23 protein-coding genes and 1 tRNA gene are annotated in these 24,947 nt (G+C 50.4%); 17 read left to right on the forward strand and 7 right to left on the reverse strand.

Annotated features, from left to right (window positions below; translation table 11 throughout):
• Positions 1 to 38 precede the first annotated feature (38 nt).
• Entirely contained in the window at positions 39 to 1,244 is a 1,206-nt protein-coding gene (locus BUB38_RS09125) for an ABC transporter permease (protein ID WP_073159785.1), read from the reverse strand.
• On the reverse strand, positions 1,244 to 2,029 hold the full coding sequence (locus BUB38_RS09130; protein WP_073159787.1) for an ABC transporter ATP-binding protein: 786 nt from the start codon (positions 2,027 to 2,029) through the stop codon (positions 1,244 to 1,246). The genes BUB38_RS09125 and BUB38_RS09130 overlap by 1 nt, the downstream gene beginning before the upstream one ends.
• A 112-nt stretch (positions 2,030 to 2,141) precedes the next feature.
• On the opposite strand from BUB38_RS09130, the gene BUB38_RS16895 reads away from it, so the two are divergent.
• The gene (locus tag BUB38_RS16895) at positions 2,142 to 2,912 is read left to right on the forward strand and encodes an OmpA family protein (RefSeq protein ID WP_176421819.1); all 771 of its coding nucleotides are present in this window, start codon (positions 2,142 to 2,144) and stop codon (positions 2,910 to 2,912) included.
• On the opposite strand, the gene BUB38_RS09140 is transcribed toward BUB38_RS16895, so the two are convergent.
• Positions 2,899 to 3,318, reverse strand: a complete 420-nt coding sequence (locus tag BUB38_RS09140) for a GtrA family protein (protein ID WP_073159790.1) — start codon at positions 3,316 to 3,318, stop codon at positions 2,899 to 2,901. The genes BUB38_RS16895 and BUB38_RS09140 overlap by 14 nt on opposite strands.
• Before the next feature lie 31 nt (positions 3,319 to 3,349).
• Between BUB38_RS09140 and BUB38_RS09145 the strand changes: the two genes are divergently transcribed.
• From BUB38_RS09145 to BUB38_RS16350, 12 genes are all read left to right on the forward strand, one after another.
• Complete coding sequence (locus tag BUB38_RS09145) at positions 3,350 to 4,837, forward strand: acetyl-CoA hydrolase/transferase family protein (RefSeq protein WP_254793710.1); 1,488 nt, start codon at positions 3,350 to 3,352, stop codon at positions 4,835 to 4,837.
• A gap of 125 nt (positions 4,838 to 4,962) precedes the next feature.
• Complete coding sequence (locus tag BUB38_RS09150; RefSeq protein WP_217650873.1) at positions 4,963 to 7,158, forward strand: histidine phosphatase family protein; 2,196 nt, start codon at positions 4,963 to 4,965, stop codon at positions 7,156 to 7,158.
• Between the two features lie 210 nt (positions 7,159 to 7,368).
• Positions 7,369 to 8,208, forward strand: a complete 840-nt coding sequence (locus BUB38_RS09155) for a hypothetical protein (RefSeq protein WP_073159795.1) — start codon at positions 7,369 to 7,371, stop codon at positions 8,206 to 8,208.
• 55 nt (positions 8,209 to 8,263) lie between these two features.
• On the forward strand, positions 8,264 to 8,635 hold the full coding sequence (locus tag BUB38_RS09160; protein ID WP_073159797.1) for an acyl-CoA carboxylase biotin carboxyl carrier protein subunit: 372 nt from the start codon (positions 8,264 to 8,266) through the stop codon (positions 8,633 to 8,635).
• A 24-nt stretch (positions 8,636 to 8,659) separates the two neighbouring features.
• Entirely contained in the window at positions 8,660 to 9,820 is a 1,161-nt protein-coding gene (locus BUB38_RS09165; protein WP_073159799.1) for a sodium ion-translocating decarboxylase subunit beta, read from the forward strand.
• A gap of 158 nt (positions 9,821 to 9,978) precedes the next feature.
• Positions 9,979 to 10,257: a hypothetical protein gene (locus BUB38_RS09170; protein ID WP_073159801.1), complete on the forward strand. Its 279-nt coding sequence runs from the start codon at positions 9,979 to 9,981 to the stop codon at positions 10,255 to 10,257.
• On the forward strand, positions 10,257 to 10,526 hold the full coding sequence (locus BUB38_RS09175; protein WP_073159803.1) for a PIN domain-containing protein: 270 nt from the start codon (positions 10,257 to 10,259) through the stop codon (positions 10,524 to 10,526). The genes BUB38_RS09170 and BUB38_RS09175 overlap by 1 nt, the downstream gene beginning before the upstream one ends.
• A 171-nt stretch (positions 10,527 to 10,697) precedes the next feature.
• Positions 10,698 to 11,012, forward strand: coding sequence for a hypothetical protein (locus BUB38_RS09180; RefSeq protein ID WP_073159805.1), 315 nt, complete (start codon positions 10,698 to 10,700; stop codon positions 11,010 to 11,012).
• Between the two features lie 268 nt (positions 11,013 to 11,280).
• On the forward strand, positions 11,281 to 12,579 hold the full coding sequence (locus BUB38_RS09190; protein WP_073159809.1) for a hypothetical protein: 1,299 nt from the start codon (positions 11,281 to 11,283) through the stop codon (positions 12,577 to 12,579).
• Positions 12,580 to 12,799: 220 nt separating this feature from the next.
• Entirely contained in the window at positions 12,800 to 13,633 is an 834-nt protein-coding gene (locus BUB38_RS09195; protein WP_073159811.1) for a TIGR02147 family protein, read from the forward strand.
• 10 nt (positions 13,634 to 13,643) lie between these two features.
• On the forward strand, positions 13,644 to 15,341 hold the full coding sequence (locus BUB38_RS09200) for an FISUMP domain-containing protein (RefSeq protein WP_073159813.1): 1,698 nt from the start codon (positions 13,644 to 13,646) through the stop codon (positions 15,339 to 15,341).
• A 58-nt stretch (positions 15,342 to 15,399) separates the two neighbouring features.
• On the forward strand, positions 15,400 to 15,546 hold the full coding sequence (locus BUB38_RS16350) for a hypothetical protein (RefSeq protein WP_175547666.1): 147 nt from the start codon (positions 15,400 to 15,402) through the stop codon (positions 15,544 to 15,546).
• 243 nt (positions 15,547 to 15,789) lie between these two features.
• Here BUB38_RS16350 and BUB38_RS09205 read toward each other — a convergent pair.
• Together BUB38_RS09205 and BUB38_RS09210 are read right to left on the reverse strand one after the other, a co-directional pair.
• A tRNA-His gene (locus tag BUB38_RS09205) sits at positions 15,790 to 15,863 on the reverse strand.
• Between the two features lie 104 nt (positions 15,864 to 15,967).
• Positions 15,968 to 16,333: a hypothetical protein gene (locus tag BUB38_RS09210; RefSeq protein ID WP_073159815.1), complete on the reverse strand. Its 366-nt coding sequence runs from the start codon at positions 16,331 to 16,333 to the stop codon at positions 15,968 to 15,970.
• A 110-nt stretch (positions 16,334 to 16,443) separates the two neighbouring features.
• On the opposite strand from BUB38_RS09210, the gene BUB38_RS09215 reads away from it, so the two are divergent.
• Positions 16,444 to 17,574, forward strand: coding sequence for a ComEC/Rec2 family competence protein (locus BUB38_RS09215; RefSeq protein ID WP_073159817.1), 1,131 nt, complete (start codon positions 16,444 to 16,446; stop codon positions 17,572 to 17,574).
• A gap of 354 nt (positions 17,575 to 17,928) precedes the next feature.
• Here the strand turns inward: BUB38_RS09215 and BUB38_RS09220 are convergent, their stop codons facing one another.
• Positions 17,929 to 18,885 carry an acyl-[acyl-carrier-protein] thioesterase gene (locus tag BUB38_RS09220; RefSeq protein ID WP_249269379.1) on the reverse strand — a complete coding sequence of 319 codons (957 nt, stop codon included), beginning with the start codon at positions 18,883 to 18,885 and terminating at the stop codon, positions 17,929 to 17,931.
• 92 nt (positions 18,886 to 18,977) lie between these two features.
• On the opposite strand from BUB38_RS09220, the gene aroA reads away from it, so the two are divergent.
• From aroA to dacB, 3 genes are read left to right on the forward strand one after another with little or no spacing between them, the layout of a single operon-like run.
• The gene (gene aroA, locus BUB38_RS09225; RefSeq protein WP_073159818.1) at positions 18,978 to 20,309 is read left to right on the forward strand and encodes a 3-phosphoshikimate 1-carboxyvinyltransferase; all 1,332 of its coding nucleotides are present in this window, start codon (positions 18,978 to 18,980) and stop codon (positions 20,307 to 20,309) included.
• Positions 20,310 to 20,333: 24 nt separating this feature from the next.
• Positions 20,334 to 21,926 carry an extracellular solute-binding protein gene (locus BUB38_RS09230; protein ID WP_073159820.1) on the forward strand — a complete coding sequence of 531 codons (1,593 nt, stop codon included), beginning with the start codon at positions 20,334 to 20,336 and terminating at the stop codon, positions 21,924 to 21,926.
• A gap of 21 nt (positions 21,927 to 21,947) precedes the next feature.
• Positions 21,948 to 24,152, forward strand: a complete 2,205-nt coding sequence (gene dacB / locus BUB38_RS09235; protein WP_083542055.1) for a D-alanyl-D-alanine carboxypeptidase/D-alanyl-D-alanine endopeptidase — start codon at positions 21,948 to 21,950, stop codon at positions 24,150 to 24,152.
• Here the strand turns inward: dacB and BUB38_RS09240 are convergent.
• Complete coding sequence (locus tag BUB38_RS09240; protein WP_073159824.1) at positions 24,139 to 24,918, reverse strand: hypothetical protein; 780 nt, start codon at positions 24,916 to 24,918, stop codon at positions 24,139 to 24,141. The genes dacB and BUB38_RS09240 overlap by 14 nt on opposite strands.
• Positions 24,919 to 24,947: the final 29 nt, after the last annotated feature.

The raw sequence follows: 24,947 nt of genomic DNA on the forward strand, positions 1-24,947 counted from the left end.
AATAGCTAACCTTTATAAGAATGCAAGTAAAAAGTATGTTACTCGAACCTTAAAGCATCTATGGGGTCCAGGCGGCTTGCCTTTCGTGCAGGGTACCAGCCGAAGAATACTCCAGTCACAAAACAGACGCCGAAACTGACCACCACGCTGGTAATGGAAACGCTCATGGGCCAGTTCAGTATGGACTTGACTGCCTGAGAGGCTCCGATGCCGAGACCGATTCCGATGAGACCGCCCAGCAGGCTGATCATGACGGATTCAATCAGGAACTGCAAGAGTATATCGCGACCGCGTGCGCCAATAGCCATGCGCAGGCCGATTTCCTTGGTACGTTCCGTAACGGAAACGTACATGATGTTCATGATGCCGATACCGCCAACCAGAAGGCTGATGCCCGCAATTGCCGTAAGGACTAAGGACAACATATCGGACGTGTTGGTCATCATGGTAATCATTTCTTCCTGGGTGAAAATTCGGAAGGGGTCCGTGGGCTTTGTCCAGCTGCGACGTTCCTTCAGGATACCCATGATTTCTTCTGTGGCCTGTTCCGCGTAGCCTTCGCCGATGGAGTTTGCGTAAATCTGGCGGATTTCCGTGGTGGCGTTAAAACGCTTCATTACCGTCTGGTAGGGCGTGAAGATGACATCATCCTGGTCCTGCCCGAAATCACCGCTGCCTTTGGCCTTTAATGTGCCGATGACCTTCAGTGGGATGCTCTTGTATCGGATGGTCTTTCCGATGGGGTCTGTATCGGGGAACAGGTTCTTGATGACAGATTGGCCGATGACGCAGACTTTGGACATCCGGTCCGCTTCGTCGTCGAACATGACGCCGTCCTCGATTTCGTAGTTGCGGATCTTGAGGTAGTCGCTGGAAATTCCGCTGAGTTGGGTGGGGGAGTTGTTGTTTCCTGCAATGGCCTGGCCGTTGGCGGTAATCATGGGCGATACGCCATTGATGAACTGTGCCCTGTTGCGGATTTCGATAACGTCTTCTTCTTCTAGGGAAACTGCGGATTCCGTTTGCACGCCGCCGCGACGGTCGCGATTAGGCATGACGATAATGGCATTGGTGCCCATGCTGGTCATCTGTTCCTTGATGGACTGCTTGGAGCCTTCGCCCATGGCTACCATGGCAATCACGGCGGCCACACCGATGACGATGCCCAGCACCGAAAGGAAGGTTCGCATGCGGTTGCGGAACAGGGCCTTCACTGCAATTTTAACAAGGGTTATAGGACCCATTATGCGCCCTCCCCGCGACGATCTTCTGAATCATCGTCAAAAACTTCCGGCGGGGGCAATGCCTCAAGGGCGGCCCTTGCGTCGGCCACATTCTCGTTGATGACGTCTTTTTTTAGAAGGCCATCTCGCAGCGTAATGGTGCGTCCGCTGAAGGTGGCGATATCCGGTTCGTGGGTCACGAAGGCGATAGTCTTCCCTTGCCTATGCAAGTCCTGGAAGATGCTCATGATTTCGTAACTGGTACGGGTGTCCAGGTTACCGGTGGCTTCGTCGGCAAGGATAATGACCGGATCGTTGACCAGGGCGCGGGCAATGGCCACTCGCTGCTGCTGACCGCCGGACATCTGGTTGGGCAGGTGATTCATGCGGTCGGAAAGCCCTACCATTTCAAGAGCGCGGACGGCTCGCTTGCGACGCTCCGAAGCAGAAACTTTTGAATTGTACAGGAGGGGCAGTTCCACATTTTCGAGAGCTGTAGTTCGGCTCAGCAAATTGTAACTCTGAAAGACAAAACCCAGCTTCTGGTTTCGGATTTTTGCCAGGGCGTCCCGCTTCAATTTTTCGGTATGCTCCCCGTCCAGAATGTAGTGGCCTGCGGTGGGCTTATCCATACAGCCAAGAATGTTCAACATGGTAGACTTGCCCGATCCGCTGGTTCCCATGATGGTGACGAACTCTCCCTTGTGAATGTCGAAGCTTACTCCGCGCAGGGCGTGTACAGTTTCATCGCCCATCTTGAAGTCGCGACGTAAGTTCTGTATAGAAAGGATAGGGGAGTTGTCCATAGTCGTAATTTTAGATGCTTTTACATTCCACGGGGTTGCAGCGGACGATAAAATACTAAATTTTGGAAGGCGAGTTAGTTTGGGTTTACTTAAGTTAAGTAATGGATTTTGGATGAAAAGACTCGTTTCAATTTTGTTTGTATTTTGCGCCATGGTTGTAGCACAGCCTTTAGATGGCGATAGTGATGGTGTACCCAACGATATTGATCAGTGCCCCAATACAAGGCCGGGCACTCCCGTTGATTCCCTAGGTTGCCCCTTGGATTCTGACCATGACGGTGTTTACGATACCAGGGATCTGTGCCCCGGTACGGAACCGGGAACTCCCGTAGATCAGACTGGCTGCCCCCTGGATACTGATGGGGATGGCGTTCCCGATTATCTGGATAAGTGCCCCAACAGTCCGGTAGGTGCTTTGGTGAATGAACGAGGCTGTGTCCGTGATGATGATGGGGACGGTGTTCCCGACCAGGTGGACAAGTGTCCCAATACACCCTACGATGCCATTGTAGATTCCGTTGGCTGCCCTGTTTCCAGGAATTCAACTCTGGATTATCTGAGGGGCCGAATTGATTTTCAGACTGGCTCTGCCAAGCTGACCAAGGCAAGTTTTTCTGCCTTGGATTCCCTGGTAGACATCCTGATCGGCGCTCCCACCATTAAACTTGAAATCGAGGGCCACGTGGATAACGCCGGTCCCGAGAACATCAACTTGATGCTGTCTCAGGAACGTGCCCAGTCTGTGGTTGACTACTTGGTTGGCAAGGGGATTGATGCCCGTCGCCTGAAAGCGGTGGGGCTTGGATCTAGCCGTCCTGTTGCCGACAATGGAACCTTGCAGGGCCGCAAGGCGAATCGTCGCATCGAATTTATTGTTTGGTAAAGACCCACTTCTTGTAGAGGGTGAAACTGGCCAATACGTAGACTACGTTTGCAACAATGTTTGCGAAGTAGCTGGGTTTCATGAACTTGGAAATCAAGTTTGCGCTTGAGGCCAGCGGACCCCAATTATCAAGGGCGTAGACGCATCCTTCCAGAACCAGAAGGTTCAGGCCGTAGGCACATAAAAATACAATGAGGAATCGGGTAATTTCCGCAGACTTCTTGTTGGAACTTTTGAAATTCCAGATGCGGTTCATGATGTAGCTGTTGCAGCCCCCGGCCACAAAACCCAGGAAGTTGGAAAGCTCCAGATTCCAGTCCAGCAGCTGATGCAGCACCCAGACGACTGCCAGGGTAATCAAAGTGTTCATGATTCCGATCAGATTGTATTTGATAAAGTGAAGCATGGCCCGCAAAATAATTATTTTTGACCCCATTATGTCATGGATCGAATCTAGAAAGTGCTCTGCGGCGGAAGCTGCCGAAATGATCAAGGATGGGGACGTTCTTGGCGTGTCCGGTTTTACCTTGGCGGGTTACCCTAAGGTGGTGCCGACCGCTCTTGCCGAACGTGCCGAAAGACTCCACGCCAATGGCGAGCCTTTCAAGATTACGCTGTTCTCTGGCGCATCGACCGGCGATAGCTGCGATGGTGCGCTGGCCCGCGCCGATGCGGTCAGTTTCCGCATGCCGTACCAGTCCAATCCGGCGCTGCGCAAGGCGATTAATGGCGGTTCCATCAAGTATATTGACGCACACCTTGGAAAGATGGGCTACTGGATCCGTACCGGTGCGCTGCCCCGCCCCACGGTAGCTATTGTGGAGGTGACCTGTATTCTTCCCGATGGTCGTGTATGCCTTTCTACGTCTGGCGGTAATTCCGTAACGTACCTGGAAATGGCAGACCGTGTTATCCTGGAACTGAATACCCGCTTTGGCGATGCTTGCGTGGGCATTCACGACGTGGCACTTCCGGATTTGCCGCCCCATGCCAAGTCCCTGGCTATCGATGCGCCCGGTGATCGCGTGGGCGAGGCCTTTGCCTGCGTCAATCCCGAGAAGGTGGTGGCCATTGTAGAACAGTCCCGCTTCGACGAAGTGACTCCCTTTGTGGAGCCCGATGAAATTTCCCGCAACATTGGCGAACGCATCCTGGACTTTGTCCGCTTTGAGGAAAAGCGTGGCCGACTCCTGAAGGGGCTTGCTTACCAGAGTGGCGTAGGCAAGGTGGCTAACGCTGTTCTTTCTGCCATGGCGGCGGATGATCGCCTGAGCAAGATTGACCTTTATACCGAAGTGATTCAGGAAGCGGTTCTTCCGCTGCTGAAGAATGGTAAGCTGGGGATTGCTTCCGGAACGGCTCTTACTTTGTCTGAAAGTACCCAGAAGGAATTCGTCGCCAATGCCGAGGAATGGAAAAAGCATCTGGTGATCCGTCAGCAGGAAGTGAGCAACAGCCCCGATGTTATCAAGCGCATCGGCGTTATCTCCATGAATACCGCCCTTGAAGTCGATATCTTCGGCAACGTGAACAGTTCCCTGGTGGCAGGCTCCGCCATGATGAACGGTATCGGCGGTTCCGCTGATTTTGCCCGCAACTGTCTGCTTGGATTTTTCATGACGCCCTCTGTGGCCAAGAATGGAACCATCAGTTCCGTGGTGCCTTATGTGAGCCATGTGGACCACCCCGATCACGATACCATGATTTTCGTGACGGAGCAGGGCTTGGCTGACCTTCGTGGCCTCCCCGCCGAAGAACGTGCCCGCCTGATTATCAAGAATTGCGCCCATCCCAATTTCAAGGAACCTCTGGCCGATTTCCTGGAATTCAGCCTGAAGCATGCCAAGGGCGTGCATGTGCCGCTGGCTCTTTCCCGGGCTTTCGAAATGCACGAGAAATTCCTGGAAACGGGAAGCATGCTCTAAATTTGCTGTTTTTGCCAAATTAGCACGTTTTTTTTGACAGCGGATGTAATCATTGTAAGTAAAAATTGATTTGGAAACATCGGGCTCACTTTTTTATATTAGGCCTGATGTATCGTTTGGCTTTTTTGATTTTTCTGTCTGCTTTGTTCGTTGCCTGCGGCGACGATTCCTCGAATTTTACCCCGTCCGGAAACGATGATGAAATTCCGAATTCCGCAGATTCCCAGAATGGTAGTAGCGGATCCCAGAGTGAAGTTTCTGGCAATAGCTCCATTGGGGAAGTGGTTCCGGGGCCCGTGATTAGCGATGATCCCCCTGTAGAAGATTCCACCGTGGTCTCCGATTCCGATGACCTGCCTAAGTGTACTTCGGAAAATCAGGGTGAAGCGATGATGGTCGCTTCCGAGAATGCAATCTATTTCTGCTATGAAGGCGAATGGGTTACTGGCGTTGTGGAAGACATTGGCGTTTCTTGCGAAAACGGTTCTCTGATTGCGGGCATGCGGATGCCTCTGGATACGGTGTCTTCCATGTTCGGTTATGATACTGTTTCTGGCGAGTTCGTCTACCGCCGTCAGGATGTTTCTGTGGTTGGCATCGCCGAAAAGGGGCCCTTCCGTTTTGGTACCTCGGTGAAGGTGGTGGAACTGGATAGCATGAACCGTATGGCCGATTCCGACCGTATACATGAGACTTGCGTTGTTACTGCCGACGGTTCCTATGGCTTCGATGCCTTTGACGTGGTTTCCCCCTATGTTCGAGTGGAGGCCGAAGGCTATTATAAAAACGAACTGACTGGTGGCCTGTCTTCGGAATTGATTAAGCTGAGGAACGTTACCGACCTTACGGAACGTGATTCCGTAAACGTGAACATCCTGACTCATATCGATGCCGTCGTGGTGATGAAGCTTGCGGAACAGGGTGGTTTCAATACGCCGATCCGTATGCTCAAGGAACAGTCCCTAAAGAAGGTGCTTTACGCTTTCGGCATCAAGATTGAAGGGTTCAATGACGACCTCTTTATGCAGGGCCAGGGTGGTATGTTCGGCCCGGGCACTTCTGCTGTTTCGAAGATTTCCGACGAAGTCAACCTGTTTGACGGAGACGAATTCAGTGCCGCTCTCTTGGCTGTATCCGTAATGCTGCAGCGTCATGGTTCTGGCCAGGAAATGCTCCTGTTTGCAGATTCCATTGCCCAGAAAGTCGCCAATACCGGAAACTGGGACGACTGGACTTCCAGGGCTCATTTGGCTGACTGGCTTATGTCTCTTGACATTAATGGTGACTTTGAAAAAATCCGTAAGAACGTGGCTAGCTGGAAGCTGGGGGATGTTCCCGATTTCGAAAAGCACTTGCGCAATTTCTGGACAAAGGAATTGAAGTTCCCCGAATGCAATGCGTCTACTGACGGAATGGTGTCTCATATTTCTGAAAGTCAGAGCTCTCTTTTTGGCTGTGATTACAGGGATACAACCAAGACCAAGCTCCGCTTTACCTGCGATGCTGAATTGGGCCGCTGGCGTGCCGCTACCGATATCGAAAAGGATACGGTGGGGCTGGGAGCCGATACCTCCAAGTACGATGGCGCTATTCGCCCCGGTGTGATCAACAAGGACAAAAATTACATCTATGAAACTTCTACCGGAAAATGGCGTGTTGCTACCAGCAACGATATCATGGATTTCTCTGACGTGGCCGATGTGTACCGCAATCTGGGTGCAGGCGAGTCCGTGGTGTTTGTACTCCGTCATGCAGAACGTACCAATGAAACTGGCTCCAAGGGGCATCTGACCGATAACGGCAAGGCTCAGGCTAAGAGTGTCGGTGCCAAGTTTAGTGGCGTCGGCAGGATTTACTTTGCCTATTCCGGTTACACCCGCACCCTGGAAACCTGCGAAGGAATTGCCGATGGGGCTGGGCAGGGTAGCATTAACCCCGATGTTCTTGATGGCCTCGATGGGGAATGGTATGTGAAGTCTGGCGACCCCTCCATTATCGAGTTGTCTAGCTGGGCTTATAGGGGCGTGCCTGCCGGAAACTTCTACGACCTGGAAGACCGCACCAAGGAACTGGTGTCCGATTACATTCTGGCCAACCGCAGCAAGTTGCAGAAGGTCAACTTCTACATTTCCCATGACAGGATGGTCTTGCCCCTTGCGGTTTACGCTTCCCAGAAGAAGGTGGACCTGCGTTACTTCGATGAGCAGGGTAATCGAAACTGGGTGAACTTCCTGGCAGGTGCCGCAATCATTTTTGACAATGCAGGCAACGTCCGTTACGTTCCTGTCCGCGGTCTGGAATCGGGAGTCATGAAGCTCTAGTCCCGGATTTTATAGGACGGTTTACGTCCGATGTAAAGAAATGTTTATCAATGGGCGCCTGGTAAAAAAGGGCGCTTTTTTAGTCTAAAAATTTCCCCCTCATTTGCCCTTATCTTTAACCTTTAACCTTTTCGCTTTCCGCTAATTAATTAAATTTCCATCGTTGATTTTTATCAAAATGTTCACCTAAAAGAATGGATAAAATCCAATATGAATGAAACGCAAGAAATCACTGCAGAATCCCAGGTAGCTCCCGCTGCCGAAGAAGCTGTAGTTGCAACACCGGCTGCAAAGGCTAAGGGACGTTTCGACGAGCAGATCGCCTTGATGTCTCCTACTGATGCCGCTAAGGTTCAGGCTCAGCTTGACCTGACTCCTGGTGCCGATTCCGCCGTCTTCGAAATTGTCGAAGCTCATGGTGGTGGATTCCAGGTGCTCTACAAGACTTACGATCAGTCTGTGACCGCCCGTAACGCCCTCAAGGCTAAGGACGATGCATCTGCAAAGGTGCTCCCCATTGCCAAGGCTACTTTGGGCAAGGAATATTGCAATGGCGACGTTGTCGAAGGCGTCTGCCAGGGCGAAAAGGAAACCTTCACTATTGGCAAGCTGGCTGAATTCCAGGCTACTGGCCTTATCGTAGTGATGGCTGTTATTATCGGCCTCTGCCTGCTCTGCTACTTGATGAACTTCATCATGGCAAAGCTTGGCCTCAACGTGGACAAGGCACCTGCACCCGCAGTCAAGCCCGCCGCCGCTGCTCCTGCTGCCGCTCCCGCTGCAGCCCCTGCCGCCGCTGCACCCCGTACCATTGGCCCCGCCCACTGCGACTGGGATCCCAATGCCAAGAGCGTTCATCCGGGTATGACCAACAAGCAGCTCCAGGCTTTCCTGTCTATCGCTGCTATTGCCGCCCTCGAAGAACATCCGGGCCTTACCAACGACGAACTGGTGGTGATCATGACCGCAGCTGCAACTCAGGTCCTGGGTCAGCCCTGCCGCGTCACCGCTTACAAGAATGTTAACTCCCCTGCTTGGACCATTGTCTAAGATCTAGGAACAACCTTTAAAAATTCAACAGGCTATAAAGCCAGGAAAAAGAAAAATGAAGAAGACCGTACGTATCAGTTTCGAAGGCAAGAGCTACGATGTAGAAGTTGAAGTTCTTGATTCCAATGTTGCCGTTGCTCCCGCTGCCGCTCCGGCTGCTGCTCCCGCACCGGTTGCCGCTCCTGCTCCCGCTGCTGCACCTGCTGTCGCTGGTGGCACCGAAGTTAAGAGCCCCCTCGCTGGTTCTGTGTTCAAGCTGAAGGTCAAGGTTGGCGACAAGGTCGAAGCTAACCAGGAAGTTGCAATCATCGAAGCTCTCAAGATGGAAAACCCGGTTGTCGCTCCTTGCGCAGGTACCGTGAACTCTGTTTCCGTTAAGGAAACCGACACCGTCGTTGATGGCCAGACTCTCCTCACCATCGCTTAATTTAGCCTACTGAGGTACATATAAATGAGTTCAATCCTTAACTCCGTTGTCCAGTTCGCTGGCGACACTGGCTTTGCCTACATCACGCCGTCTATGATCGTGATGTGGATTGTCAGCTTCGTCCTGATGTACTTGGCAATCGTGAAAAAGTTCGAACCGCTGCTGCTCTTGCCGATCGCACTGGGCGCTCTTGCGGTGAACATCCCCACCAAGGGATTCTATGATGGTGGCTGGAGCATCGAGGGCATGTTTGTCCCGACTGAAGGCCTCTATTACTACATCAGCCAGGGTATCCACCTGGAACTCTTCCCGCCCATCATCTTCCTGGGCGTGGGTGCCATGACTGACTTTGGACCGCTGATTGCAAATCCGCGTACCCTCCTCCTGGGTGGTGGTGCTCAGTTCGGCGTCTTCGCAACCATGTTCTGCGCCGTTGCTTTCGGTGGCTTTACTCTGGGCGAAGCAGCTTCCATCGGTATTATCGGTGGTGCTGACGGTCCGACCTCTATCTTTACCGCCAACAAGCTGGCTAAGCACCTCATCGGCCCCATCGCCGTGGCTGCTTACACCTACATGGCTCTGGTGCCGCTGATTCAGCCGCCCATCATGCGCCTCATGACCAACGATGCAGAACGCAAGATCCGCATGAAGTCTCTCCGCAAGGTCTCCAAGGCCGAACGTATTGCCTTCGCCGTCATGGTTATGATCGTCTGCATCCTGGTTGTGCCCGATGCATCTGCACTGATCATCATGCTTATGCTTGGTAACATCTTCAAGGAATCTGGCGTTGTTGATCGTCTCGTCAAGACCGGTCAGAACGAACTCATGAACATCGTGACCATCTTCCTTGGTACTTCTGTGGGCCTCACCATGTCTGCCGACATCTTCCTGCGCCCCCAGACCCTCATGATCATCGCTATGGGCGTGGTTGCCTTCGGCTTCTCTACTGCCGCAGGCCTCTTCCTCGCAAAGATCATGAACAAACTTTCTCCCAAGAATCCGGTGAACCCGCTCATTGGTTCCGCAGGCGTTTCTGCAGTTCCCATGGCTGCCCGCGTTTCTCAGGTTGAAGGTGCCAAGTACGATCCGCAGAACTTCCTGCTGATGCACGCTATGGGCCCCAACGTGGCTGGCGTGATCGGTACCGCAGTTTGCGCTGGTTACATGATTAGCCGCTTGAGCTAAGTCATCCTGGAGCTGTCATCCTGGAGCGTAGCGATAGGATCAGACAGGATCCAAGAAGACCTCGGTGATGAACCGAGGTCTTCCTTTTTTTGTACAATGTCATTTTCTGCCACTTGCTCCAACTTATATGTGTTTGTATATTAGAAGGACAAGTCAATATGGAACTCACAACTGTAGCAATCAAGGTCCCGGAATCAATGCATGATTTCATCACGGAAAACCGGTGCCGTGACGAGTTGGTGCGTAATGCCTTGATTTTATACCCTTACATTAAAGATTTGACTATTTCCCACGGCCGTGCTGCTGAAATTTTAGGAATACCAAAGGAAAGGCTAATTGCTCTCTATGGAGATATGGGAATTCCGTATATCGATGGTGATGCGAATATGCTGAACGAAGAATTGGCGGCCTACGATGCAGTGCGGAGGAAAGGGTAATGCTCGTTGTATCCGATACCACTCCGTTAATATCTTTCCTGAAAATCAATCGCTTGGATATGTTGCAGCAGTTGTTTGAAACTGTTGTTATACCGCATGCCGTTTATCGCGAATTGACCTGCAATGAAGACTTCGTTGACGAAATTCAGCAGATAAGGGAAAAGTCTTTTATTCTTGTGGATGAATCTATTGCTGTGGATGCTGTAAACCAGTTGCAATTGGAAACGGGACTTGAATATGTGGATGTAAAAAATCGTGGAATAGCCTAGTTGGGGCTAACTCCATGGGCAGTCAATGGCCGCCATCTAAGAAAATCGCTGCGCCTGCGACGGATCAAAAGCCGCGTCCGCGAACGTTGGTAAGAATATACAAAAAACGAGGTTGCGTAATTTGTCAGGAATGATTATTTTTTTTGTCTGTTAGGAATATAGGAGAATGATATGAAGACAATTGCGATGCTAATTGCAATGACGTTCCTTGTCGCAGCTTGCAATGATGAAGAACGTAAGGCATTGACCCATAACCATCCTGAAACCTCAAGAATTCAAGATTCGCAAATCCTGACGGGTCCGAATGAATTGCATCTCCAAAGACCGTTGGAAACGCAAGAGCGTTTTTTAAATGCTGCTCCTCCTAAGCCCATTACAAAAGGTGCCTACGATTTTAGCGAATGTAAGGAGAAGTATGGTTCCGGCACGAAGGAATTCCGTAAATGCGTTCAGGCGAAATATCCTAACATGAAATTCGTAGAGTAAAGGGCTGGAGTGGTGAAAAGATAATTTTGTTGGCTTGTTTGTTTTGGCTTAACACGTCGTTACTTGCTGATTGCATTGTTTATGAAAATAGAGCTTATGCAGAGAAGGCGGCAGAGACGTTTTGGAAACAAGTAGAGTGGAAACTTCAGTCGCTTTTTGATGCTCAAAATGCAATTGATTACAATGGTAGCCAAGGCCATTTGAGCTATCCTAGTGTTCAGGATACTGTGAAAAAATACCACGATATGCAAATTGATAGGTGTAAGTTATGATGAAAATTCGATGTTTAGGATTGGTTTTTACCGTTCTTTTCTTTTCTCATGCGATTGCCGAAAACAAGAACGGGCAAGTTGCTGAATTTTGTGCGAAAATCGGAACTGATAACTCGTATGAATTGTATTTGCTGAAAAATATTAGAATTCCTACGGACTCAAACTGGATTATTCCGGATTCTGTTGAAGTGGGTTGTTCTGACTGGTACTACAATTACTTTGTTGATGCCCCAGAGGATGAGAAAATGGATTCTCTGCTTAGAATGGGTTTTCATGCTTGTTTTGGGGGGCTTAAAGATGTTAAGAAAAAAACTGAATCTTTGAAAACAGAGCTAGTCAAAGGTTCTTCCTGTCTTTGTTATTATCTAAAAAATGCTAAAAAATCGTTGAAACCGTATTATGGAAAAGAATTAAAGGGAACGTGGTTTGCGGAACTCTACAATACAGAAGTGAAACTCTCCTCGGATTTTATGGCTGTCATAGTGGGAGAGTGCTCTGTTGAGCCGGAAACATTTGAATTTTGTGTGGAATCTAGGTCTGCGGATATGTATGGTCTTCACTTGGTGAGAGAGGGGGTTATAGAACCATACGCTTCTGATATGGGAGAAATTTATAAAACTAAATTTGTTCTTGATGCTCCCTCAGATTCTTCTGGTGATTTTCAGGCGCGTATTGTTGAGTCCTTTGATGCGCCATCATTATCTGATACTTCTTGTAGAAATTTAAAAATGTCTGCAATGGAAATAAGTCCTGTTGATCGTGATAGACTGCATTTTCATTTGAAAGATGCGTTGAATTCAATTGTCCGGTATTATTGGAAGCCCTTTAAGGGCATGTGGGAATTTAAATCGAATGGGGGTTCTTGTTTGTATCGTAAATCTTTTGATGCGGTTATTGTTGGCCCGTGTGCTAAAAATAGGGTTGTTGCTGAGTATTGTTTTGATAACAAACGTCACAGCCTAACGTTAAAGAAGGAACTTGACTACATTCCTCGACATGCTTTTCAGTCTGAAGGAAAATGTATTTATTGTGATGATAGTGTTAAAAGAAGGATTATGACAAAGATTGATTATGGGAAAGGATATGTCTCTGTTAAGGACGGGGCATTTGAAAGAAAAGGTGATGATTATTTACCTAAGGAATGGTTTTATTTGCCGAATAACGTCAAAAATATGAAATCACTTAATGACAAAATCTTGCCTGCTAAATTAGTCTTAGAGATTCAGGATGGGAAAAAATTTTTCAGTGAATCCTATGATTTTAGTATTCGGGTGAGTGGCCCCTGCGAAGAATAAAACGGAAGCTGAACTTTAGAAGTCGTGCCGTGCTTTTTTGTTGTCATGCCGGGCGCGATCCGGCATCTCCTTTATTATTTCTGTATTGTATTTTTGCTTAGAAATTTTCACGATACAAAATTTTCTTAATTCTTGTTAAAAATTTTGATATTCTGTGTTGCGAAATATTGATTTTTCTTTGTAACAAGGTAAATTTGGGGTCAAGGGAAAGGAGGTTCCTTTGAAAAAAATTATTGAGTACACAGATTACCGCAGGTACATCGCTGATTACTATGCGGATCGCAAGGCGCGAAAGTCCTTTACATGGCGTGACTTTGCCAAGAGCGCAGGTTTCTCGTCGCCGGTTTACCTGAAGCTGGTTGCCGAGGGCAAGTACAACCTGAGCGATGCAGCTGTCGAGCGCGTTGCTGTCGCCATGGGGCTCAGGGACTGGGAGGTGGATTACTTCAAGGTCCTGGTGAGCCTGAATCACGCCAAGGACAACGAAAGTCGAAGGGAGTATTTTAACGAAATGCTCCGCATTGCGGATGTCCATAAGGCCACGGTTGTAGAAGGGGATTCCTTCCGCTTCTTTAGCGACTGGAAGAATCCTGTAATCCGCGAATTGGCACCTGCGATGCCTGGTGCGAAGCCCCTGGCCATGGCTCGCGCCTGCATATCAAAGATTACCGCAGCGGAAGTCTCCGAGACATTGGCTTTCTTGACAAAGGCCGGACTTCTCAAGAAGAACGCTGACGGCAGCTACACCCAAACGGAGCAGTTCGTCACCACCGGCCCCATGGAAATCACGCCACTGGCTGTTCGTCAGTTGCACCGCCAGATGGGCGAGCTGGCCATAGATACCATCGAGAACGTGGCTCAAAAGGAACGGCATTTTTCTGGCCTTACCATGGGGCTTTCTGAAAAGTCCTACGAAAAGGTGGTGCAGAAAATCGCCGAGTTCAGAAAGAGTGTGGCAGACATCGTCATGGCTGACGATAAAATGGAAAGAGTCTATCGCTTGAACATGCAGCTCTTTCCCATGTCTCAAAAAATTTCAGGGGAAAAGAAATAGGAGGATTATCATGAAGAAGTTGTTCAAAAAGATAGGTGCAGGCTTTGCTGCCGCAAGTGGCGCGAGCTTGATGACTGCTGCAGTCGTAGCAATGATGGGCTGTACAGACAACGGCGGCAATGTGGCCAATGGAGTTTCAGAGGAAACAAGTGTTGCCTTGAAGGTACACATTGATGCTCTTGCTAGAATTGCCACGGAGGAAAATTCAAAGGTGGTTGAAGTTTCCGGTTTACCCTTTGTTCCTAAAACAGTGAAATACTGTAAGCTAGATGAAGTTTCATTTTCTGAAACGGAGTCTTGCAGAACACTTGACTTGGATAACGATTTTGACTTTGAATTAAACATTGACTTTCCTAAATGGAAATATGGTTTACTGACTGTGGCTGGAGAACTGAAAACTCATTCTACAAGCGAAGAAGTGAAATACCATGCCATTGTCGATGCAAACGATCTTTCGACCATAAATGTTAATGTCTTGACGGAATGGAAATATGCGGAAGTTCTTCGCCTTGTTTCTCAAGGAGTAAGTGCTGTGCAAGCCTTAGATTCTGCGGAACAGGTCATTCTAAGGAAATTAGGCGTTTACGGAGAATATGAAAAATTTGAAAAAATGACTATCTCTGGAACGACCAGGTCGGATGCAGTCTTAATTGCGGCAAGTTATCTTGCCGAGACGACTAGGGAACTTGATCATTGTTCGTTTGATGAAAGTTGCCTTTTGAGGATGGCGATTTATGATTTTGACAATCAGTATTTGCTGAATGGAAGTTGTTTTGAAGAAGCCGGATTTGCTAGACCTTCCAAGGAAATGCTTCAGTTGGCAAGTAATTACGTGTCTAACTATATAGCTGCTTTGTTGGAACTCGGTCAATGTGACAACTTGAAAGAAGGCGAATTCCATGAAGTAGGCTGGTCTACCGCTGGCCCCGTATGGGGTGAGTTCGCCTCCAACACAATGTTGATGTGTCACGACGGGTTGTGGATCCGACAGATGAAGGAATACCTTCATACGGTGGGATCTATGACGGATGCTCGCGATGGACGTGTCTATAAAACGACATCTTTTATTGCGAATGGGGAAACGCAAACATGGATGTCGGAAAATTTGAAATATGCATTGAATGGAAAATCCAGGTGTCCTGAAAAAGATCCGAAAAAATGTGACGACGAGGGAAATCTTTATACCTGGCTTGAGGCGATGAATTTGGATACGACAGGCTATGTGCAGGAAGGGAATTTAGACTCCTTTTTGGGAGATTTGGCGGAGATGCTCGGTGATGATTACGCCTCAACTTATTTGCAGGAATGCGTTGAAAGTCGTTTGGATGAACTAGATAGCCTTGTAGCTTACCAAGTTTGTTCCTTGGCCGAGCTTCGGACTGATGAACTTCTTGAGACGATAGATGTTCAGAATCATCAAGGAATATGTCCCGATGGCTGGAGAATCCCGTCTAGAGAGGATTGGATGACTCTGCTGAACTTTGTTGGTTACCCAAGTGTTTATGGGGCTTGGCCGGATGTCGTGGAATTTGGGCTTGCGTCTTACGATGAATTCGTATTCATTCCTGAAAAAGAACCTAATGCTTCTGATGACAGAACCTTTATAGAAAATGATGGAAATAGAATAGGATTTGCATATCCTAGGGTATATGCCAACCATACGAATGAATTTGGTGTTCCTATGTCTGTCCGCTGCGTCAAGAACTAACGCGTTTGGGGGTTCAGGGTTAGGAGGAATGCTGAACTAGTTAGGAGGAGTCTTGGATATGAAGCGAAAGGACTACAATCCTCCCCGGATGAAAATGGTAAAGCTGAAGGCTCGCCCTCTGCTGTATTCCGGCAGCGGCCTGGACGCGCCCCCAGTAACGCAAGTCGGCTTCAACAGCCAACCCGAACTCCCCAAAGACTGTTAAGAAAGCAAGGTATCGCCTTGCTTTTTTTGCATCCATCAGCAACCATCAGCATCCAGCAATCGCAGGGCGATTGCCCAGGGGGGGGGCAAGGGGGAGTATCTCCCCCTTGTATGAAACAGACTAAATGAAAGCGGAGTCTACAGTCAGCAATCGCAGGGCGATTGCCAGTGGGTTCCAAGGGGGCCTCGCCCTTGCATGAAAAAAAAAGAAAACCTCGCATTTCTGCGAGGCTTCTTTTATTCGGGTGGATGACCGGACTCGAACCGACAACATCCAGAATCACAATCTGGGACTCTAACCAATTGAGCTACATCCACCATGAATGTGGCCCAAATATAAAAAAGCTACCCCGAAATTCAAGGGTAGCTCCTAATTTTTTTTTATAAAATCTGATTTTTTGGGCCCGCGGGCCCCAAAAAAATTAGTCGTTCTTCATCTTGGCCATAATGCGCTGGAAATTGGCGCGCTTAAAGTCATTGCGGTGTTCTTCGCAGAAACGGGGGTAAATGTACTGCTTGGGGAACACGCGGATGCTAAAGGACTCGCCGCAGCCGTCGAGGCAGCACTTGAAGGTCAAGTCCATGGACTCGGTGTAGTTGTGGCGGAAGATGATGTTCTTGGATTCGATGTTTTCCACATCCTTCTTCTGCTTCTGGCGCTGCTTGATGTCGCGGTGCAATTCGCAGTACTTGGCGATCGGGTGACCCCAGAATTCGCGGCCGCAGCCGGGTTCCTGGCAGACTTTCAACTTGATGCGCTTCTTCTTTTTGTACTTGGGTAATTGCATAACAAACCTCGTTTAAGGGGAAAGATAGTAAAAAAAAGGCGGAAAAATGAACGTTTTGCGTTTTCGTGCGTGTATAAGTACATGCTATTCCTTAATTTGGAGGTCTGTTGATGAAAAAATATGGCTGGTTTGGTCTGTTTTGCGCAATTTTGACGTTTTTTGCCATGGTTTCCTGGGGCTGTCAATACGTGTCTGGGGGAGGGGCTGAAGAGGAGGTTGGCCGGGTGACTTTTTTGGATGTGGGTCAGGGGCTTTCGGTGCTGCTGGAATATGGAGGGCGTTACGCCCTATATGACAGCGGGCCGGATTCCGCAAATTTTATAGAAAAATTGAGGGACCACGGGGTGGATTCGTTAGACTGGGTTCTGCTGAGTCATAATCATCGGGATCATTTGGGCGGGCTGCTGGAACTGCTGGCAGATCCGTCTGGTCCGTCGCGCGATTTGTCGTCTGGTCCGTCGGACAATTCGTGGTCTGGTCCGTCGGACAATTCGCGGTCTGTTTCGTCGGACGGTCGCCGGGCCATTCCGGTGGGGCGCCTTATGGTAGGGCCGGATACCTCGGGAGGCATTCTGGTGGACAGCGTACTGCGCTCCGCCCGCCGGCGGGGCATTCCCATAGACACTTTACACCGCGGCGATCAAGTGTCGTTGGGCAAGGTGCTGCTGACGGTGCTCTGGCCGGTGGAATATCTGCAGGTGGGCGAAAACGGGGCCAGCGTCGTTTTGCGGGGCCGCCTTGTCGATGATGGCTCCGGGGAGTCTGCTGGGAACGTCGGGGTGTCCGCCGGCGGTACTGACGAAGGCTCGTTTCTGCTGACGGGTGATCTGGATTCGCTGGGGGAGTGCCGCCTGCTGGAGGTGACCTCGGATGTGTCGGCGGATCTTTTGCAGGTGGGGCACCACGGTTCCGTCCACAGTTCCACCTTGCGATTTTTGAGCGGGGTGTCGCCCCGGTATGCGGTTATTAGCGTGGGGGCCCGCAATAGTTACGGCCACCCCGCGGAACCTGTCCTGCGAAAGCTGCAATACGTGCTGGGCTCCGCGGCGATCTCCAATTCCGCGACTCCCTCCGCAGACGCGACAATCTCCGCGGCCGATACCGCGACGTCCCCCGACTCCGCGGATGCGGAAATTTCTGCGACAACTTCAAACTCCGCAGACGTAACGAATCTTTTCCGCACCGACCGGGAGGGCGATGTTACTTTCATGCTGGTGCCTGGCGTAGGCGTTGTACCATAGTCCCCGCGACTCTGCAATCGCCGCTCCCGCGACTCTGCAACCGCCGCTCCCGCGACTCTGCAACCGCCACTCCCGCAACCTTGAGAATGTGTTTTTTTTTCGGATTTTACTAACCAAATGGCCTTTTTACGAGCGCTTGGCTAGTAGTTTTGTGAATAAATTAACTGTTTTTGTGGCGAAAATAGACGTTGTTGCGGGAGATATGGCCTTTTTTGAGGTTTGTGGGTGGTAAAAATCCCCAATTTGCTTGTTTTGCTTGCGAACAAACTAAATCTTTACTAACCGAATGCCCTTTTTCCTTCATTTGGTTAGTACTTTCCCCAAAAAATGCCTTTTTGAAAAGCCTTTTCGCGTTTATCGTAAAAATCCTACGCGGGCCTGGAAGTGGCATTTGGCCTTGAGAGGGTTTTTCTTCATTTCTTCGGCGTTCATGCCAAAGAGTACGGCGTGGTGCTTGGAATCCCTGAAGCGGACGATGTCGACCTTTTCGTCAAGGGGAATCTGATGGATGTAATTCATCTGGATGGAACGGATGCCGCGGTCCTTGACTTCTTCGCGGGTCAAGGCGTCCAGAACCCAGTCCACATAACGGCAGTGGTTGACGTGATGGTTGATGTCCAGGTCGGTGTTGCGGCCCTGAACCTGGTCCACAACCTTGGGGAACAATCCCATAGAAAGGATGTCCAGCTTGGAGGGCAGAGCTTCGCGGCCTTCTTCGATGGGCAGGGGGAAGGGGCTGGTAGATGGGGGGACTGCCTTGCCGGTTTTCAAGTCCACCAGCAGCCAGGAGGAGGTGCCTTCGACCAGGATGTTGCCGCGGCCATCGCAGACCCTGTAATCCTTGTATATTACTTTGTCCTTATAGTTCTCCTTGGCCCAGGTGCTGACCAGCAGTTCTTCGCCTAAAACGGGAGTGTGGTTCAGGCGCAACTTCATGCGGGTCACGACGCAGCCGTAGCCGGCCTTCATCATGTTCCATAAGCCATAGCCCTTGCGTTCGGCATCTGACAAGGCGGCTTCTTCGGTAAACTGAAACAGCCTAGAAAGCTTGAGGCGATTGTGTTCATCGCAGTCCGAAAAGCGTACGGTAAATTTCAGCTCGGTGATTTCGTCGGTGTCGTCTTCGTCGGAGTTTGGGGCGGTGCGGGTGGCGTTTGCCATGAGCTCCGGGCTGATGGGGGTTACGGCGATGGACGAGGCGTCAAATCCCTGGGATTTTTTCGCGGCGGTACCTGCGACTTCGACGGCACCATCTGCTGTGTTTGCGGTACCGGCCTGCTTTTTTTTACCAAATAGCTTTTCAAAAATCATTAAATCCTCGCAGTGTGACGTCGCTCTCGTTAGACCCTTAAATGCTTGCAACATCACAGAAAAATTCCTTCACAATTTATAAATTTGTGCCCATGGTAGAAGCATTTTCTCGTCCCAGTTCGTTACAGTTGCCGGCACTCAGTTCTTACAATGGTGAAGTTCGAGTCCCCGGATCCAAGAGTATTACAAACCGTGTTTTCCTTATTTCGGCATTGGCCCGCGGAACCACAAAGCTGCATAACCTTTTGCGCAGCGATGATACCCGCTACATGGGCGAGGCCCTCAAGGAACTTGGCATCAAGATCGAAATGTCCGACGACTATACCGAAGCCACTGTGGTGGGCAACGGTGGTCCTATGGATGCCCCCGAAAATGTAGATGGCGATTATGTGGCAGACCTTTATTTGGGTAATGCCGGTACCGCCATGCGCTCCCTCTGTGCGGCCCTTACCTTGGGCAAGGGCGAATTCCACCTGAGTGGTGAGCAGCGCATGAAGGAACGCCCCATCCGCGACCTGGTGGATGCCCTGGGCAGCCTTGGCGCCGACATCACCTATATGGAAACGGTTGGATTCCCGCCGGTATGCATCCGCTCCAACGGCCTGAAGAGCGGTTCCGTAAGTGTTCGCGGCAATATTTCTAGCCAGTATTTGACCGCCCTTCTGATTTGCGCCCCCTACGCCATTGGCGAAGAAGGTTCCGAACTCCACATTCATGTAGAAGGTCAGCTGATTTCTGCCCCCTACATCCTGTTGACTCTGGATGTGATGAAGCATTTCGGCATCGAAGTGCGTCACGATGGCCTGACTGATTTTTACGTTCCCAAGGGCGTTTATGTAAGCCCCGGTGACTACATGGTGGAAGGCGATGCCAGTTCTGCCAGCTACCCGCTTGCCGCCGCCGCTATCGCCAAGGGCAAGTGCCGCGTTCTGGGCGTGGGCAGCGAATGCCGCCAGGGTGACGTGGCCTTTGTGGAAGTGCTCAAGAAGATGGGTGCTAAGATTACCATGGGCCCCGACTGGGTGGAATGCGAAGGCGCTCCGTTGCATGCCTGCGATATGAACCTGAACGACATTCCCGATGCCGCCATGACCGTTGCCGTGCTGGCCCTGTTTGCCGACGGCCCCATGACCATTAGCGGTATTGCCAGCTGGCGTGTCAAGGAAACCGACCGTATCGCCGCCATGGCTGCCGAACTTCGCAAGGTTGGCGCCCAGGTGGTAGAAACCAACGATTCCATTACCGTGACCCCGCCGGCCAAGCTCAACGAGAACGTAGCTATCGAAACTTACAACGACCACCGTATGGCCATGTGCTTTAGCCTGGTGGCCCTGGGTGGTGTGCCGGTGAAGATTATGGACCCGGCCTGCGTGAACAAGACTTATCCTAAGTACTTCGAGGATTTCAAGAAGTTGGCTAAGTAATTCGGTGTGTTTGGATTAGAAAAAGTGAATAAGATCTTTGGATTATTTCTGCTGGTTGTTTTCTCGGTAGCGGCTTTTGCCGATCCCGAGCTGCATGCGGTGCCTGCCAAGGATACTCTGTCTCTGTGGGTTATGGACGACGGTGTCAATTCAGGGTTTGCCCTGCAGAAGATTACCCGTAAGTATTCCCAGCAGACAAAGAAGCCTGTAAAGGTTCGCTTCCTGAATTGGGGCGAGGCTTTTGACGAATTGCAGCGCGTGTTTGCTATGGACTCTTCTGAGGTGGAAGCTTCTGGTGCCGAAGTCCCTGACGTTGTGCAGTTGGGCTCCAGCTGGGTTCCCTACTTTGCCGATGCTGGTATGATTTCCTCCATTGATTCCCTTCTGGATGTTGTGGACTCCACACGCTTCTATAGCGAGGCTATGAAGGCGACTCACGTTGGACGTGGCAAGGAAACTTACGCCCTGCCATGGTTCCTGGATGTGCGCGGCTTGTTCGTGAATGAACGTCTGTGGCTTTCTATGGGCTTTAACGATGAAGATGTAGAGAACTTCCCTGAATTCTATGGAACATTGCGTTCCGTGGCCAAGGCTCAGCTTAAGAATGGTTACGGTCGTCCTGTGACAGCTTTTGAATTTGGTGTACGCGAAGACTGGACGGCTCAACAGCAGATGGCTCCGATCCTGTGGAGTTTTGGTGGTGACCTGGTGGTGGAATGCGAGGTCCACGAGAACGATTCCTCTAGATTCTCTGGCTATCGCAGCGCCCTGGTGGATTCTGCTTCCCTGGTAGGTTTGCGTCATTATCTCAAGTTTGTCCGCGACCGGGAAATTTCTCCTAACGGTCTTCGCGAAAATTCCAGTCAGATTGCCGACCGCTTTGTCCGTTCCGAAATGCTCATGATTCACGGGACCTCCGAAATCATCCGCAAGATGGAATTCGGTAGTGATGTGGGTGGCCTTATGGAAAGTCCCCTGGCTAAAGATGGCATTGCTGTCATCCCTTCTCCTAAGGGACCTGCCGGTCGCTTTACCTTCGTGGGCGGAAGTCATCTGGCTCTCCCGAAGCTTCTGTCTTACAGGTCAGCCCAACGTCAGAAGGAGGCTGCGGATTTGTTCCTGTTCCTGCTCCGCGCCGACAACGTGGACCAGTATTCCCGTCAGATCGGTTTCTTGCCGGCAGACCGCAGCCTGATCCACCTGTGGGCTCAGGACTCCCGCTATTACCAGTTGATTAATGGTCTCGAAAAGGATGGCCGCAGCTTCATTAACATTCCTGAATGGCGTGAAGTTGAAGTGGTCATGAACAATATGGTGGGCCGCATTGCCAAGTCCCTGGCAGACACCAGCAGTGATGAGTCCGATGAAATTCCTCGAGTGGTTCTTGCCGCACACGAACAGATTGATAGCCTGCTCCGCCACGAAAGCGGCCTAGACCGAGATTCCTTATGGGCTTGTATCCGCCTGGCGTTGATGCAACCTGTAGAAGAACATGAAAATGAAATCCGCGAAGAACTTCAGGAAACAGAACGTCCCCTGTTTGTCGTGTTAGTTGCTGCCGCGGCTCTTGTCCTTGTTGTTGTCGTTATTGTTGTTGTCTTGCGCCGCAAGCGTTGATGCCTGTACGGTTTCCTGAATATGAAGCTTTTCTCTAGCCTTAAGAATTTTTCGATGGCCCGCAAGATGACGGCGCTCTCGATGTTCCTTTGTGTAAACGCCCTTGCCGGTTTTGACCTGGCCCCTTTCCAGTCTTATGTGGATTCTGTTGTGCCGGGTTCCCGTTTCGGTCTTTCGATCCGTTCTGTGAAATCCGGTGTGGAACTGGGTCAGATTCGCGGCTCCGAAAAGTTTACTCCGGCAAGTACATTAAAGACTTTGACTACGGCTACGGCCCTGCATTTTCTGCCTCTGGATTATGAACCCAAGACCGAGATTTCTCTGTTGGGCAGTATCCAGAAGAACAAGGGTATGGATGGCTATGACCTGAAGCCGGTTTTTGTAGGAACCGTAAATGTTCGTGGAGAAGGGGATCCAAATTTTTCGGGACGCTATTATGCGGATCCCTTTGACGCCCTGTATGCCATGGCTGATTCTATCAAGAGCCTTGGGATTGATACTATCCGCGGAAACTTGAATTTGGATACCAGTTATTACACTGGCCCCTGGAAGGCTGAGCATTGGCGCAAGAATTTTTATGATGCCTGGTACGGTGCAGAAATCGCTCCCCTGAACTTTAATGACAACTGCACCATGATCCGCTTTAAGCCCGGTGCAAAACCTGGTGATCGTGCTATTGCCGAAATCGTTCCCGATGTAGGTTATGTGGTTCTCAAGAATGAACTGCAGACGGTTAAGGGGCGTTCCAAGAGATGGACATGGGCTCTGGATCCGGTAAAACCCGAGATAGTCCTTGGCGGTACCATTGGCACTAGCATTGATTCCAATCAGCTGGTTCTTCCTGTGCGAAATCCGGTGGCTTATTTTAGGGCAGCCCTGATGCACGCCTTCAAGGAAAAGGGCCTCAGCTACGTTCCCGATAGCACGGTTACTCCCGGTATCGAAATCAAGAAATTCACCTTTAGCGCCGCTCCACTGTTGAGTATCCTTGACGAAATCAATCAGCGCAGCCAGAACTTCCACGCCGAAGCCTTGTTCCGCAATCTTGGCGCACAGATGGCTGGGGAAGGAAGCGTCGAAGGCGGCAAGGCTATGGAACGCAAGTTCCTTGCCGAAATGGGAATAGACTCTACCCACTTTGAAGTGTGGGACGGTTGCGGACTTTCTCCCAAGAACAAATTGCTGCCCTCTACAGAAACTTTGTTGCTGACAAAGATGGCTCGTCATCCCAAGGGCAGTTATTATATCAACAGTTTTGCTGGCCCTGGCGCTGGTACAGGTAGCAAGCGTCAGCTGGAAAATCCCTATCCTTGGCTTACCCGCTTCAAGACAGGATTCATTGGTGAAGCCCATGCCTTGGTGGGTTATGTGTTCCCCATGGATGGCGATACTCTGGCCCTGGCCATGTACCTGAATGATACCGGTAAGAACCCCGATGCCAAATTGAAAGATGTGTTGGATACTCTGTGGACCCGCATTGTCATGCAGACCAACGACAGTTACGCCTCCCTCATGGAAATGAAATCTTTGTGGTTGTCTGCCAGACACATCAAACCTTTCCATGAACGTCTGGATTACTTCTCCAAGGCTATGATCGGTAAGCCCTACTTGCTGGCCGCTATGGGTGAAAGCTATCTGGATACCATCGAGAATAAACCCTTGGTGAACATGGATTCCGTGAACTGTGTAACTTATCTGGAACATGCCTTGGCTATGGCAAGGGCCGCGGATGAAGATTCAATTTTCAATACCCTTCAGCGTATTCGCTACTACAAGGGCATTATTGATTTCGCTCATCGCAAACATTACATGATTGTTGATTGGGTGAATGGCAGCAAGTATGCCAGGGTTCTGCCTCTGCCTGGCGATACCATTATTCAGCGCACCATGCCCAAAAAGGAATTCTTTAAGGCGAAGGGCATTACCCGTAAGAGGGACGACGAACCCACAGACCTTCGTTACCTGCCTTATGACAAGGCTATGGTTCTGATGTCTCGTGCCTACGAGGGTCCCTTTACTGTGGTTGGAATTGCCTTTGTGGCCAAGTCCGAAAAGATCGACGTGACTCACACCGGATTCGTTGTGTTGCGTCCCGGTCAGTTGCCGCAGCTGCGCCACGCCTCTTCCTTGCAGAAGCAGGTGGTGGAAGTTCCCCTTACAGATTATCTTGAAAGTCGCCGCGGAAAGCTTCCTGGCATAGTTCTCTTCGAATTTATTCCGCAGTAGTTTCGGTTGCCTTTTCGTAGCTGGTCAGGTTGATCTCTTCGTTGGCGAAGAGGCCGCGCTGGGCCATCAGTTCTTTCTGCAGCCTCTTGGCTCCAGGGAGGAATGTGGCTACGGTAATGCCGCCCGATGCAAGAGCCCCGATAAAGGGAATTGCCTTGCTGACGGCCTGGGCGAATCCCTTCTTGGTTAGCTTAATTCCCAGCATCTTTGCAATGGGTTTTGCCATCTGGAAAATGGCAGTCTTGGTCAGCGCCTTCTTGGGGAGCTGTTCCAGGGCCTGCTTGGCCAGCTTTTGCGCCAGGGAGTGGATGGCCTGGGATGCCGACCCTGCGCCCATGACCGTTCCCACGAAAATGGTCATCATGTCGAGGGCCACGTCAGAAAGTTCGCCGCTGTCGTTGTCAACCATATTGGGGAATCCATACAGGTAGGCCAACTTCTGCGAGAGTACCAGCACATGAAAATAGTACTGTGAAAGGTCGGCGGGAATAGTGCCCAGCATGGCGATGCCGCCGGGGATTCCTGCAACAGCCGAGGCGGATGTGACGGCGATGGTGTGGTTACGGATGCATGCCGTTGCAACGCGATCGATCACGTCTTCGTTGACAATGGCGTAAGGACGTTTCGAAGGGATCATGTCCAGCTGTTCCTGGGTGCAGTAAAGCCTGAGTTCCTTGGTCAGGTACTCGTTCCTGTCGACCCTGATTCCAGGGAGACTTGCTGTTTTCTGCAAAAATCCATTCCAAATTGCGACGGCGTCGGCCATTGAATCCTCCGAGTTAATTCACTAGAGAA

Source organism: Fibrobacter sp. UWH5, assembly GCF_900142505.1.
Taxonomy (GTDB): Bacteria; Fibrobacterota; Fibrobacteria; order Fibrobacterales; family Fibrobacteraceae; genus Fibrobacter.